Source organism: Microbacterium sp. YJN-G, assembly GCF_015040615.1.
In the GTDB taxonomy this organism is placed as follows: domain Bacteria; phylum Actinomycetota; class Actinomycetes; order Actinomycetales; family Microbacteriaceae; genus Microbacterium.
In genome coordinates this window covers 1412639-1426095 of sequence record NZ_CP060402.1, presented here as the reverse complement: position 1 = coordinate 1426095, position 13457 = coordinate 1412639, and the positions used below count along the sequence as shown (strand labels likewise).

Sequence of the window (13457 nt, the reverse complement as noted above, 5' to 3'; positions counted from 1 at the left end):
TCCGCGGCTACTCGCGCGGTCGCAGCCGAACGGTCGGCAGCGGCGGCGCGGGAAGCGGGGCGCGCTGCCCCTCGGCGAACGGGCCGAACAGGGCAGGTTTGCCCTCATCGCGCGGGTCGGCGGGCTCGAATCCGAGCTCGGCCTGATAGCGGCGTCGGTACTCGACGATCTCGTCGTGACTGCGCCCGATGAAGTTCCACCACATCACGATCTGCTCACCGAGCGGCACGCCACCCAGCAGGATCGCCCGCGCCCCATCCGGTCCGGCGCTGATGCGCAGCGTGTCGGAGCCGATGGGCACGTATCCGAGGGCGCGGTGCTCGACGGACGTGCCGTTGACGGTGAGCGAGCCGGTCTCGGCGAGCACGGCGTGCTCGAAGTCGGTGCGCACGTCCAGGGTCACCTCCGCCCCGGGCTCGAGCATCAGCTCGGCGCCGAGCAGATCGGGGGTGCGGGTGTCGACCGGCGACGTGGATCCGGCGAGCGACCCGATGAACACGCGCAGTGTGACGCCTGGCAGCTGCACGGGCTCGGGTGCGTAGTGCTCGAAGTGCTTGTCGGTGAAGCGGGTGGAGTCGGGCAGCGCGTACCAGAGCTGCACGCCGTGCAGCACCGTGGTGTCGGGCGTGCTGATCTCCTGGTGGGTGATGCCGCTGCCGGCGAGCATGAGGTTCAGCTCACCGGGGAGCACCGGCGCCGCGATGCCGTTGGAGTCGAGGTGATCGATGCGCCCGGTGAACAGCCATGACACCGTGGCGAGTCCGGTGTGCGGATGCCGCGGCACCTCCATCCCGCCGGTCTGCGCGACGTCGTCGGGGCCGTAGTGGTCGAGGAAGCACCAGGCGCCCACGAGGGATCGCCGCTTCTGCGGAAGCGTCCGGTACACGGTCATCGCCCGCAATCCGCCGAGGGGCACCTCGCGCGGAGTGAGCACCTCGACGTCGATGCACGGCTGCCCCGGCTCGAGCACGCTCTCCGTCGGGTTCTTCTCCAGATTGGTCATGCGCGCGCTCCTCGTCGTCCGGTGGACTGCTGCAAGTCAGCGTACCCAGCGTCCCCGCCTCGAGGGTGGACGTGCGGCGATCAGTCGCCCTTCTCGTCGATGCCCTCGAGAAGCTCTTTCAGCGCGCTCTCGATCGACTCGTGGTGATACTGGCCGGCCCGGCTCTCGGCCGAGATCACCGCGCACCGGTGCAGACGGTGGAAGTCGCCGTACGGGAAGCGGTACCGCCCCTTCGTATCGGTGTTCTCATCGGTGTCCTCGCCGAGATGCCAGCGCGCGAACTCCGCCATCCCGTGCTCCTCGATGAACGCGTTCTCGTCGTCGGTGCTCGGCGCGTGCTCACTCCAGTCGTCGCGTTCGTCACGCACCACCTCACCGTCGCGCAGCAGGCCGCGGGCGTGCGACAGCGCATCCTTGTTCAGCTGAACGGTCATCTCTCCTGCTCCTCTCCGTGGGGCCCCGGCGCGCGCCGGGGCTTTCTCACCCGGTCGACGATGCTGCGGGGCACGTCCATGCGGAAGGGTCTGGCCGACCGGCGGGTCGAGTGGTACCGGACGGCCTGTCTCTCCATAGCGCGAGCGGGGCGCGGAGTCCAGCCCGTGGTCTGTCGGGCCCGGCGGCGGGATGCTGACGGCATGAGAAAACCCGCGATGTCGCACCGCATCCCGGAGGACCGGATTCCCGGATCACCATCGGACCCGACGATGGTCACGAACCAGCCGGCCCTGCGGACCTCCTCCGGGGTGATCTGGCTGGTCTGCTCCGGCATCTTCGTCGCGCTGTGCCTGATCCCGCTGATCGGCATCGTGGCGTCCGGCGGCGCCGCCGCCGCCGTGGCGCTCGTCACCGGTGTGCTGCTGATCGCACTGCTCGCGGCGATGTTCGTCGTGCGCTTCACGGTTCACGCGCACCTGGCGCGGCGGCGCTGGCTGGCCGGCTGCATGCTGGCCATGGCCGTGGTGGCGCTGGCCGGCATGGCCGTCTGCGTCTCGATCGTGTGGATGCGGGTTCCCGGCTGACGGCGCCGGCCTGCGCGCCCGCTCTGATTGACTGGTGACGGGCCGGAGAACGATCCTCGCGGCCGGCAGATAGGTCGATGGAACGCGAGGCGGACTCATGCACGTGGGGGAATCCGGAACCCCGGACGGGCGTCCCGTCCTCTTCCTGCACGGAGGCGGTGTGGGCGGCTGGATGTGGCGTCCGACGACGGATCTGCTGCCCGGCATCCACGGCATCCTGCCGGATCTGCCCGGCCACGACCGCAGTGCCGGGATGCCGTACGCGTCGCACGCCGAGACAGTTCAGGCGCTCGCGGAGATGGTTGAGCGCCGCGCAGGTGAGCCACTCGCCGTGGTCGGGTTCTCGCTCGGCGCGCAGCTCGCCGTGTTGCTGGCCGCGCAGCGGCCCGATCTCGTCGATCGGGTCGTGGTGGTCAGCGCGCAGGCGATCCCGACCCGCGCGGCAGGACCGTTGCTGGGGATGCTGCGCGCGGCGGCCCCGCTGGCCCGCATCCCGTCATTCGCGCGGCTGCAGGCCCGCGAGCTGTTCGTCCCGCCGACGCTGATGGACGACTACGTGCGCACCTCGGCGCTCGTGTCGACCAGCACGCTGGTCGCGAGCGTCGGCGAGAACATCCGATTCACGGTGCCGCCGGCCTGGAGTGAGTTCCCCGGCCGCGCGCTCGTGCTCGCGGGAAGCCGGGAGCGAGGCTTCATGCAGGCGTCGGCGCGTGTGCTGCACCGCGCGCTGCCCAGCAGCGAGCTGCAGATCGTGGAGGGATGCGGTCACGGCATCCCGCTGCAGCGACCGGAGTGGTTCGCCCAGAGGCTCGGAGCGTGGCTGGCGTTGCCGGATTCCTGAGTTTCACGGTCGGACCGATCGCTCGCAAGGCGGAGCAGAACGTCTGACGAGACGACAAAACCCCCGCTCAGGCGGGGGTCTTCGTCTTGCTGGGGTACCTGGACTCGAACCAAGAACAACTGAACCAGAATCAGCCGTGTTGCCAATTACACCATACCCCAAGGGCGGAATCGGAACCCCGCACCGAGGTTCAAGCTTACCCGAGCCGAGCACAGATGGCGAATCGACACGGTCGCCCCGGGCGTGGCGTGCTCAGACCTGCACGACACGGCCGGACTGCTCCGGGCGGACCCAGTCATCGAGGTCGAAGCCCTGCTCATGAGCCGTGGCGAGGAAGTCTTTCTCCACGGCATCCGTCACCTTCGCCTCGCGCGCGAGGAACCAGAGGTGCTTGCGGTCAGGCGTACCGACGAGCGCGTGCTGATAGTCCTCGTCCACACGCAGCACCCAGTAGTCGGCGTGCGTGAACGGGATCCATCGCAGCGCCTCGGGCAGGAACGTCACCTTTAGCCGCCCAGGGTGTTCCTGGTCCGGCACGCCCTGACCGACAGCCTGCGTGGGCTCGCCGTCGTCGTCGAGGCAGCGGTTGTCGACCCGCACCGTGCCGTCGTCGTCCAGCGTGTACTCCGCCGTGATGTCGCGGGCGTCCTCATCCTCATGCCGCAGCGGCAGCCGGCCGATCTCGTACCACAGGCCGAGGTAGCGGCCCAGCTCGAGCGCGGGCACCGAGCGCACTTCACCGTCGTCCATGAGTCTCCTCCGATCCCGTGGCGTCCAATCCGTGCCTCCGGTCGCGTGCCACGTTACGGAACCGGCCCGCGGATGCGAACGGGCTTGCGGGCGCGAGCAGGGTTCGGCTACCGGCGTGCCACCGTCACAGCTCACCCATGCGCGCGGGTTCGACCCACCGCCGGAACACCGTCGACCGGGTGATGCGCGCGAGATCGGCCAGCAGCGCGCCGACCTTCGTACCGATGCACAGGCTGAGGAACATCATCGGCGCCGACACCAGGGCCTGGGCGTCGAAGCTCGCCAGCGCGACCAGGCCGATCGTGCCCGGCACGAGCAGCAGGAACGCCGGCTGGAACGACACCGTCGCCGGGATCGCCAGCGTCACCCGTTCCAGCACGCGCGCGGCGACGAACAGCACGGCGGCCGCGACACCGACGGCCACCACACTGCCCACCTGCGTGCTCACCAGTGCGAGCACCGCGTAGGTGCCGGTCATCACGACCACGCAGACGACGGTCAGCCGGAATCCTGAGCCGAACGCGAGCCCGATGCCGATCGCCAGCACGATCACGGCCGGCCAGGTCGCCCACAGGGACGGCAGGGCATCCCACCCTCCCCCGCCGTCGTCTCCGGTCAGCTGCACGGCTTCACCGACCAGGGCTGCGGATGCCGAATCGATGCGCAGTCCCGTCAGCGCGGCCCCCGAGTACACGCCCGCCGCCATGAACGCCAGCATGATCAGCCCGTACATCAGCCGGGACGCGCCTGTGACGATGTCGGTCGAGGTCAGTTCGAGCAGCGCGTTCGTGATCAGCGCACCCGGGACGAGGATCGCGATCGGCGCACACACCGCGAACAGCGGCACGGGTCCGAGGTCCAGCATCCCCGCGATCGTGCCGACCAGGATCGTCGAAACGAATGCCGAGACGAACGGTGCCACTGCCGCCGCCGCCCGCACCCGCATCATGAGCATGGTCAGGGCTCCTACGACCAGTCCCACGAGCAGCGCGAGCACGACTGCCCACCACGGGCAGCGGAACAGCGCCGCCAGCGACAGCGACAGCAGCCCGCAACCCAGCACGTTCTGCAGACCCGGCAGATGCCGCGGTGTCGCACGGATTCGGGCCATCCGGCCGGGTGCCTCGGCCAGCGACGCCGCGCCCGACTCGAGGTCGTGCACGAGCCGGCTGGCCTTCGCGGACTGGCGGAAGGTCAGCGCCTCCCCCTTGCCGATCACGGTGGTCGTCGCCGACGCCGCACCGGGCCGGCTCACCATCACGAGCTCGGGCAGGATCGCGAACTCCAGCGACGCGTCCGGCGCCGCGCGCCGGCTCACCTGTTCGAGCGAACCGCGCACGTCGGTGACCGAGGTGCCGCACTCCAGCAGCAGCACGCCGAGATCACCGAGGATGACATCGGTCTCGGCCGCCGGCATCCCGGCATCCGTCCGAGCTCTCATGGCGGCGATCCCGTCCCGTGTGCCCGGTCAGCGACCGAGGTGCTCCCCCAGCGCCCGCAGGCGACGCAGCGTCTCGTCCTTGCCGAGCAGCTCCATGGACTCGAACAGCGGCGGCGACACGCGACGCCCGGTGAGGGCGACGCGCGGCGGACCGTAGGCGACGCGCGGCTTGAGGCCGACCTCGTCCACCAGCTTCGCCGAGAGCGCTGCCTGAACGGCATCCGGAGTGAAGTCCTCCACCGGCTCGAGTGCGGTCACGCACGCGGCGAGTACCTCGGCGGCGTTCGCCGGAAGGCCCTTGAGCGCGTCGTCCTCGTAGACGACCTCGTCGGTGAACAGGAAGCCGAGCATGCCGGGCGCCTCGCCCAGCAGCTGCATCCGCTCCTGCACGAGCGGCGCGGCCCGGAAGGCCAGCACGATCTGCTCGTGCGTCGGCTCACCGCCGAACACGTTCGCGGCGGCCAGGTACGGCAGCATCCGCTCGGCGAAGTCTCGCTCACCCAGCATCCGGATGTGGTCGCCGTTGATCGACTCGGCCTTCTTCTGGTCGAAGCGGGCCGGGTTCGGGTTCACGTCGACGATGTCGAACGCGGCGATGAACTCCTCGAGCGAGAAGATGTCGCGGTCGGGACCGATCGACCAGCCCAGCAGCGCCAGGTAGTTCAGCAGTCCCTCGTGGATGAAGCCGCGCTCGCGGTGCAGGAACAGGTCGGCCTGCGGGTCGCGCTTGGAGAGCTTCTTGTTGCCGGTCTCACCCAGCACCAGCGGCATGTGTGCGAAGCGCGGCACGAACGTCGTGACACCGGCCTGGATCAGCGCGTCGTACAGGGCGAGCTGGCGGGCGGTCGAGGGCATCAGATCCTCGCCGCGCAGCACGTGGGTGATGCCCATCAGGGCGTCGTCGACCGGGTTGACGAACGTGTACAGCGGCACGCCGTTGGGGCGCACCACGACGAAATCGGGGAAGGAGCCGGCCGGGAAGGTGACCTCGCCGCGGATCAGGTCGACGTAGGTGAGGTCCTCATCGGGCACGCGCAGCCGCAGCGCCGGCTGGCGGCCCTCGGCGCGGAACGCGTTCTTCTGCTCGTCGGTGAGGTCACGGTCGAAGTTGTCGTAGCCGAGCTGCTTGGCGCGGCCGTTGGCCTCGTTGCGCGCGTCGATCTCCTCGGCGGTCGAGTAGCTCTCGTAGACGGCACCGGTGGCCTTGAGCTTCTCGATCACCTCGCGGTAGATGTCGTGCCGCTCGGACTGGCGGTACGGGGCGTGCGGGCCGCCGACCTCGACACCCTCGTCCCAGTCGATGTTCATCCAGGTCAGCGCATCGACGAGCTGCAGGAAGCTCTCCTCGCTGTCGCGCGCAGCATCCGTGTCCTCGATGCGGAAGATCAGCTTGCCGCCGTTGTGACGGGCGTACGCCCAGTTGTACAGCGCCGTGCGCACCATGCCGACGTGCGGCAGGCCGGTCGGCGAGGGGCAGAAGCGCACACGGACGTCGGATCCGGTCGCGGTGGTGGTGAGTGGGTGCACGGTAGCCATATCCCGTCGATTCTATCGGGGCGGGTGCGAGGCTCTGTGGCGTGCACAGTCCGGTGCGGCGCCGCGCCGCGCCGTCGTCATGCGGCGGCGCGGATCCGACCCAGCGGAGACAGCGCCGCGATCGCGATGACGATCACCAGTGCGACGACTCCGAGCCCGGCGTATCCGAAGGAGGTGAGCACCACGCCGGCGCCGGCGGCGCCGACTGCGGCGGTGAGGCTCATCAGCGAGTCGCTGATGCCCTGACGGCGCGGACGCATCGGCACCGTCGACGACTCGGTCAGCAGGGCGGCGCCCGCGACGGTCGCCGCGCTCCAGCCGAGGCCGAGCAGCGTGAGGGCGATCATCACGCCCACCGCGCTCTCGCCGGCGAAGATCGCGAACAGCAGGGATGCCGCGAGCATCGCCTGGCCGAGCAGCACGACCTGCACGCGCCCCCAGCGGTCGGCGAGGATGCCGAACAGCGGCGAGAGCCCGTACATGCCGGCCACGTGCAGCGCGATCGTGAAGCCGACCAGCAGAGTGACGTCAGTGCTCGATGCCTCGCCGCCGCCCGCGCTGTGAGCCATGTGCGACAGATGGATCGGCGTCATGGCCATCACCGAGGCCATCACCGCGTGCGATCCCGAGACGGCGAAGATCGCGTAGCGCGCGACCACGGGGCGGTCGATCTCGGCGCCCAGCGCGGATGCCGTGGCCGGCCCGCCCGCCACGCGCAGCGCGGTCAGCAGCGGATCGGGGCGCAGCGCGACCAGGTACAGGAGGAGCGCGGCCGTCTGCGCGACGAGCGAGAAGAGGTACGAACCGGTCAGAGGCGGCATCCCGATCAGATGCCCCAGCGCCTCACCGGGGGTGAGCAGCAGCGGGCCGGCGACCCCGCCGATGGTCGTCGACCAGACCACGATCGACAGGTCGCGTCCGCGGTGCTGGGGAGCGGCCAGGTCGGTGGCGGCGAAGCGCGACTGCAGGTTGCCGGCGTTGCCCATGCCGATGAGGATGATGCCCGCCAGCAGCAGCGGGAACACCCGCAGCGCGGCGGCGGTGATCACGATGGCGATGCCGGCCAGGGCGAGCAGGTTGCCGGCCGTCAGCGACAGCCGACGGCCGCGACGCGCGGCGAATCGCGCGAGCGGGATCGCGAACGCCGCCGCCCCGAGGGTGACGGATGCCGTCGCCAGCCCCGACAGGGCGTCGTCGCCGGACAGATCGGCCGCCAGCAGCGCGCCGAGTGAGACCGTGGCGCCGAAGGCGATGCCACCGAGCACCTGCCCCAGTGACAGCACCAGGACGGTGCGGCGCTGGATCGCGGAGAGCTGGTCGAGCGTGTGGGTGTTCACGAGGCCGGAACCGCGTCGCGCACGGCGTTGCGGAGTGTGCCGATGCCGGTGACCTCGATCTCGATCTCGTCACCGGCGACGACGGGGCCGACGCCCGCCGGCGTGCCGGTCATGATGACGTCTCCCGGCAGCAGGGTGAACGCCGCCGAGGCGTACGCGATGATCTCGGAGACCGAGTGGATCATGTCGGTCAGCGGCGCCTGCTGGCGCACCTCGCCGTTCACGCGCGTCTCGATGCGGGCATCCGCGACGTCGAACTCGGTCTCGATCACCGGACCGAGCGGGCAGAACGTGTCGAAGCCCTTGCCGCGCGTCCACTGGCCATCCTTGCGCTGGATGTCACGGGCGGTGAAGTCGTTGCCCACGGTGTAGCCGAACACGTGGTCGAGCGCGTCCTCGGCGCGGACGTTCTTCGCGATGCGTCCGATCACGACGACCAGTTCGCCCTCGTACTCGGTGCGCTCCGAGATCGCCGGACGCAGGATTCTGTCGCCGGGGCCGATCACCGAGGTGTTCGGCTTGAGGAACAGCAGCGGCTCCTCGGGGGCCACGTTGCCGAACTCGGCGGCGTGATCGTGATAGTTGCGGCCCACGCACACGACCTTCGATCGCGGGATGACCGGCGCGAGCAGCGCGACATCCGCCACGGGAACGCGCTCCCCCGTCGTCTCGAACCCTGCGAACATCGGGTCGCCGTCCAGGACCACCAGCTCGCCGTCGTCGACGATGCCGTACCGGATGGTGCCGCTGTGGCTGAACCGTGCGATCTTCACCCAGACAGCCTAATCGCCGCGCGCCGCTCCTCTCCCGCCGAAACCCCTCATGGTTGCCCAGACCCCTCGTGATTCGCGTGATTCACGAGGGGTCTCGACGCTCAGGAGGGGTCTCGGCGGAGAGAAAAGAGAGGAGAGAGAAGAGAGGAGAGGGAGAAGGGGGGTCAGGCGTCGAGGCGGAGCAGCCAGCCGTGCTTGTCCTCGCGGCGGCCGTACTGGATGTCGGTGAGCTCCTCGCGCAGCGACAGTGCCAGCTCGCCCACCGGCTGCTCGTCCTCGAACTCGCTCGAGACCAGCGCGCCGATCGGGGTGACCACGGCGGCGGTGCCGCAGGCGAACACCTCGACGATGTCACCGGATGCCACGCCCTGGCGCCATTCGCCGAGCGAGACCGGACGGCGCTCGACGGTCAGCCCGCGGTCCTCGGCCAGCTGCAGCAGCGAGTCGCGCGTGATGCCCTCGAGGATCGAGTCCGATGCGGGCGTGACCACGCGACCGTCCTTGTAGACGAACACGACGTTCATGCCGCCGAGCTCCTCCACGTTGCGGTCCGCGTCGAGGAAGACGACCTGGTCGCAGCCCTTCTCATACGCCTCCGACTGCGGCAGCAGGCTCGAGGCGTAGTTGCCGCCGGTCTTGGCCGCACCCGTGCCGCCCTTGCCCGCACGGGCGTAGTCCTCGCTCAGCCAGATGCGCACGGGCTTCACACCACCCGAGAAGTAGGCTCCGGCGGGGCTGGCGATGACGTAGTAGGCCACCTTCTTCGCCGGGCGCACACCCAGGAACGCCTCCTTGGCGAACATGAACGGGCGCAGGTACAGGCTCTGGTCGGCGCCCGAGGGCACCCAGTCGCCATCCACGGCGATGAGCTCGCGCAGCGACTGGATGAAGTACTCGGTCGGCAGCTCGGGCAGGGCCAGGCGTCGTGCGCTCTTCTGCAGGCGGGCGGCGTTGCGGTCGGGCCGGAAGGTGTGGATCGACCCGTCGGCGTGCCGGTATGCCTTGATGCCCTCGAAGATCTCCTGACCGTAGTGCAGCACCGCCGCGGCCGGGTCGAGCGAGATCGGGCCGTAGGGCTGGACACGCGGACGGTGCCAGCCGCCCTTCTCCGACCAGCAGATGTCGACCGTGTGGTCGGTGAAGTTCGTGCCGAACCCAGGGTTCTGCAGGATCTCCTCGCGCTGGGCGGGGCTCTTGGCGGCCAGGTTCTTGGTGACCGCGAAGGTGAGCTCGGCGGTGGCTGGGCTGGTCGTGGTGTCGGTCATGTGGTGTCCTCGATCCGGATGCGGCGACGCGCGCGTACTGTCAGATTACGCCTGCAGCAGGGCGAGCACGGCGTCGCCGGTCTCGCTGGTGCTGCGGCTGCCCTCACGGGCCGCGATGTCCTGTTCGACCGCACGCTGCACGCGTGCGGCCTCGTCGCGCAGCCCGAGGTGATCGAGCAGCAGCGCGACGGAGAGGATGGCCGCGGTGGGATCCGCCTTCTGCTGACCCGCGATGTCCGGGGCCGAACCGTGCACGGGCTCGAACATCGAGGGGAAGGCGCCGTCGGGGTTGATGTTGCCCGATGCGGCGAGGCCGATGCCACCGGTGACGGCGCCTGCCAGATCCGTGAGGATGTCTCCGAAGAGGTTGTCGGTGACGATCACGTCGAAGCGGGAGGGGTCTGTCACGAAGAAGATCGTGGCCGCGTCGACGTGCAGATAGTCTACGGCCACGTCGGGGTGCTCCGACGCCACCTGATCGACCACGCGCTTCCAGATCGCGCCGGCGTGCACGAGCACGTTGGTCTTGTGCACGAGCGTGAGCTTCTTGCGGCGGCGCTCGGCCAGGTCGAAGGCGTAGCGGACCACACGCTCCACACCGAAGGCGGTGTTCACGCTGGTCTCGTTGGCGATCTCGTGCGGGGTGCCGGTGCGGATGCTGCCGCCGTTGCCGACGTACGGCCCCTCGGTTCCCTCGCGGACGACGACGAAGTCGATCTCGCCGGGGTTCGACAGCGGGCCAGGCGCACCGGCGAACAGCTTCGACGGGCGCAGGTTCACGTAGTGGTCCAGTTCGAACCGCAGCTTCAGCAGCAGGCCGCGCTCGATGTTGGCGTCCTTCAGGCGCGGGTCGCCGGGCACGCCCCCGACGGCGCCGAGCAGGATCGCATCGTGCGAGCGGATCGCGTCGAGGTCGGCATCCGTCAGCGTGTCGCCGGTGGCGAGGTAGCGGTCGGCGCCGAGCGAGAACGGCGTCTTCTCGAACGTGACATCGCTGCCGGCGGTGACGGCGTCGAGCACGCGCTCGGCCTGGGCGATGACCTCACGGCCGATTCCGTCTCCCGGAATGACGGCCAGTTTCACGACGCGCGACATGGATCTCCCTTGCACCACGGCTGTCCGCCGCGCGGGTCGCTGCGGACGCTGCCTCCAGCGTAGTCGCGACGGCACAGCCCTCCCGACTGTGCGTCACACCCGGATGCCGCTCAGCGCACGCCGCGGCGAACGGGCCGCGGAGTAGGCCGCAGAGTGAGGATCGCGATGACCATCGCCGCGGCGACGAGCAGCGCGCCGATGATCGAGGTGGTCACCACGCCCGAGCCGAACGCCGCGGTCGCGGCATCCCACAGTGCGCCGCCGATGGTGGCCGGCAGCTCCTGCGCCTCGGCGAACGCCCCGGCGAGAGTCTCGCGCGCATGGGCGGCGGATGCCGGTGGCAGGCCCTCGGGCACCACGAGCGCACCGCGATAGAAGGCGGTGATGATCCCGCCCAGCACCGCCGTGCCGAGCACCGCGCCCAGTTCGTACGCCGTCTCGGAGACGGCACTGGCCGCGCCTGCCTTCTCGGGCGGCGCGTGCGCCAGGATCAGCTCGTTCGAGATGGTCTCGGCCGCGCCGATGCCGATGCCCAGCACGACGAACGCTGCCAGCAGCCATCCGACGCTGCCGAGCCCGGCCGTCGCCGCGACGATGACGTAGCCGAGCACGGAAAGCGACAGGCCGGCGGGAACCACGATGTGCGGTGGCACGCGGCGCGAGATCGGCACGACCGAGAGCCCGGCGACGATCATCGCCGCCATGCCCGGCACGAGCGCGAGACCCGCGGCCATCGGCGAGAGCCCGATCACCAGCTGCAGCTGCTGCGAGACGAAGTACAGGAAGCCGACGAGGGCGATCACGCTGAGCAGGTTGACGAGGATCGCACCGCTGAATCCGCCCCGCCGGAACAGGGTCATGTCGAGCATCGGGTTCTCGGCGCGCTGCATCCTGCGCACGAAGAACGCACCGGCCGCGACGCCGGCGGCCAGCAGGACGGCCGCGGTGAGGTTCGGACCGTCGACTGCGAACGACTTGATGGCGAAGACCGCGGGGATCATCGCCGCCATCGACAGCAGGATGCCGATCGGGTCGACCCGCCCCGGTGCCGGATCGCGGCTCTCGGGCAGCAGCCACAGTCCGCCGATCAGCAGCGGGATCAGCACGGGAACCGCCACCAGGAACACCGATCCCCATGCGAAGTGCTCGAGCAGGAAGCCGCCGACGACCGGCCCCAGCGCCGAGCCCGCTGAGAACGCGGATGCCCACACGGCGATCGCCAGCCGGCGCTGATCGCGGTTGCGGAAGATGGTGCGCAGCAGCGACAGCGTCGAGGGCATGAGCATCGCACCGAAGAAGCCCAGCGCTGCGCGCGCGAGGATGAGCAGCCCGGCGGTCGGCGCGAGCGCGGCCAGAGCGGAGACGACCGCGAATCCGGAGGCGCCGATCAGCAGCATCCGGCGGCGTCCGAAGCGGTCGCCGAGCACGCCCATGGTGACCAGAAGTCCCGCGAGCACGAGTGAGTAGACGTCGATGATCCACAGCTGCTCGGCACCGCTGGGCTGCAGGGCCAGCGAGATCTCGGGCAGCGCGAAGGCCAGCACCGTGTTGTCGACCGAGACGAGCAGCACCGGGAGCATGAGCACGGCCAGTGCCGCCCACCCGCGCGCACCGGCACGGGGCCCCTCGCCCTCGTGCACGAGCGCGATGATTCCGGTGGTGGACATGATGATCCTCTCGATTACTGAACCGTCCGGCTGGTACAGTATCACGAGGATCACTGTTCCGGTCTGTGGATCACTGTTCCCGCCTGTGAAACCGTTCCCGCCTGTGAAGGAGAACTGCCCATGGCCCGTCCCCCGCTTGCCCGCGAGCGCGTACTCGATGCGTACGAGAGCATCCTCATCCGCGAGGGCGAGCGCGCTGCGACCCTCGACGCGGTGGCGAAGGCAGCAGGTGTCTCGAAGGGCGGTCTGCTGTACCACTTCGCTTCGAAGGACGATCTCGCCACCGCGCTCGTCGCGCGCCTGGAATCACTGACCGACGATGATCTCGAGCGCATGCGTGCGGCCGATGAGGGTCCGGTCGCGTATTACGTGCGCACGTCGGTGATGGAGGATGACGCCCTCGACCGCGCCCTGATCGCCACGACCCGTCTCGCCCAGGGCGGATCTCCCGTCGCGTCGGCGGCGCTGCGCCGCGAACGTGCACGCTGGGCCGAGGTGATCCGCGGGCACGTGCGCGATGAGGCGTCGCTCGATCTGGTGATGCTGCTCAGCGACGGGCTGTACTTCAACAACTCGCTGGCCGAGGCCGGTCAGGAGCCGGGCGGGTTCGGCGAGTTCGTGCCTTCGGGCGCCGCTCTCGAGCGCCTGGTCGCGCTGGTCGTCGAAAGGACGGCGCGGACCCCGCAGGATGCGGAGTCCGCGCCGTCGGACAAGGGCTGAGCCCCGGCGA

The 13457-nt window shown here is 69.9% G+C and carries 13 protein-coding genes and 1 tRNA gene; 3 read left to right on the top strand and 11 right to left on the bottom strand.

Going from position 1 to position 13457, the window contains the following annotated elements:
* Positions 1-7: 7 nt before the first annotated feature.
* Positions 8-1003, bottom strand: coding sequence for a pirin family protein (locus H7694_RS06660; RefSeq protein ID WP_193598737.1), 996 nt, complete (start codon positions 1001-1003; stop codon positions 8-10).
* Positions 1004-1083: 80 nt separating this feature from the next.
* Complete coding sequence (locus H7694_RS06655) at positions 1084-1437, bottom strand: hypothetical protein (protein ID WP_193598736.1); 354 nt, start codon at positions 1435-1437, stop codon at positions 1084-1086.
* 201 nt (positions 1438-1638) lie between these two features.
* On the opposite strand from H7694_RS06655, the gene H7694_RS06650 reads away from it, so the two are divergent.
* Together H7694_RS06650 and H7694_RS06645 are read left to right on the top strand one after the other, a co-directional pair.
* Positions 1639-2022 (top strand): hypothetical protein, encoded by a 384-nt coding sequence (locus H7694_RS06650; protein WP_227468325.1) that lies wholly within the window; start codon positions 1639-1641, stop codon positions 2020-2022.
* Positions 2023-2119: 97 nt separating this feature from the next.
* The gene (locus H7694_RS06645) at positions 2120-2863 is read left to right on the top strand and encodes an alpha/beta fold hydrolase (protein ID WP_193598734.1); all 744 of its coding nucleotides are present in this window, start codon (positions 2120-2122) and stop codon (positions 2861-2863) included.
* Positions 2864-2952: 89 nt separating this feature from the next.
* Here the strand turns inward: H7694_RS06645 and H7694_RS06640 are convergent.
* From H7694_RS06640 to H7694_RS06600, 9 genes are all read right to left on the bottom strand, one after another.
* Positions 2953-3024: transfer RNA gene (locus H7694_RS06640), tRNA-Gln, on the bottom strand.
* Between the two features lie 91 nt (positions 3025-3115).
* Complete coding sequence (locus tag H7694_RS06635) at positions 3116-3613, bottom strand: lipocalin family protein (RefSeq protein WP_193598733.1); 498 nt, start codon at positions 3611-3613, stop codon at positions 3116-3118.
* A 124-nt stretch (positions 3614-3737) separates the two neighbouring features.
* Positions 3738-5054, bottom strand: a complete 1317-nt coding sequence (locus tag H7694_RS06630; RefSeq protein ID WP_193598732.1) for a threonine/serine exporter family protein — start codon at positions 5052-5054, stop codon at positions 3738-3740.
* 27 nt (positions 5055-5081) lie between these two features.
* Positions 5082-6590 carry a glutamate--tRNA ligase gene (gene gltX / locus H7694_RS06625; RefSeq protein WP_193598731.1) on the bottom strand — a complete coding sequence of 503 codons (1509 nt, stop codon included), beginning with the start codon at positions 6588-6590 and terminating at the stop codon, positions 5082-5084.
* A 77-nt stretch (positions 6591-6667) separates the two neighbouring features.
* Positions 6668-7927 (bottom strand): MFS transporter, encoded by a 1260-nt coding sequence (locus H7694_RS06620; RefSeq protein WP_193598730.1) that lies wholly within the window; start codon positions 7925-7927, stop codon positions 6668-6670.
* Complete coding sequence (locus H7694_RS06615) at positions 7924-8700, bottom strand: fumarylacetoacetate hydrolase family protein (RefSeq protein WP_193598729.1); 777 nt, start codon at positions 8698-8700, stop codon at positions 7924-7926. The genes H7694_RS06620 and H7694_RS06615 overlap by 4 nt, the downstream gene beginning before the upstream one ends.
* A gap of 164 nt (positions 8701-8864) precedes the next feature.
* A complete protein-coding gene (locus H7694_RS06610; protein WP_193598728.1) occupies positions 8865-9965 on the bottom strand; it encodes a branched-chain amino acid aminotransferase in 1101 nt (366 codons plus the stop codon).
* A gap of 45 nt (positions 9966-10010) precedes the next feature.
* Positions 10011-11060, bottom strand: a complete 1050-nt coding sequence (locus H7694_RS06605; protein ID WP_193598727.1) for a 3-isopropylmalate dehydrogenase — start codon at positions 11058-11060, stop codon at positions 10011-10013.
* A gap of 110 nt (positions 11061-11170) precedes the next feature.
* Positions 11171-12727: an MFS transporter gene (locus H7694_RS06600; RefSeq protein ID WP_193598726.1), complete on the bottom strand. Its 1557-nt coding sequence runs from the start codon at positions 12725-12727 to the stop codon at positions 11171-11173.
* Between the two features lie 120 nt (positions 12728-12847).
* Between H7694_RS06600 and H7694_RS06595 the strand changes: the two genes are divergently transcribed.
* Positions 12848-13447, top strand: a complete 600-nt coding sequence (locus H7694_RS06595) for a TetR/AcrR family transcriptional regulator (protein ID WP_193598725.1) — start codon at positions 12848-12850, stop codon at positions 13445-13447.
* Positions 13448-13457 lie beyond the last annotated feature (10 nt).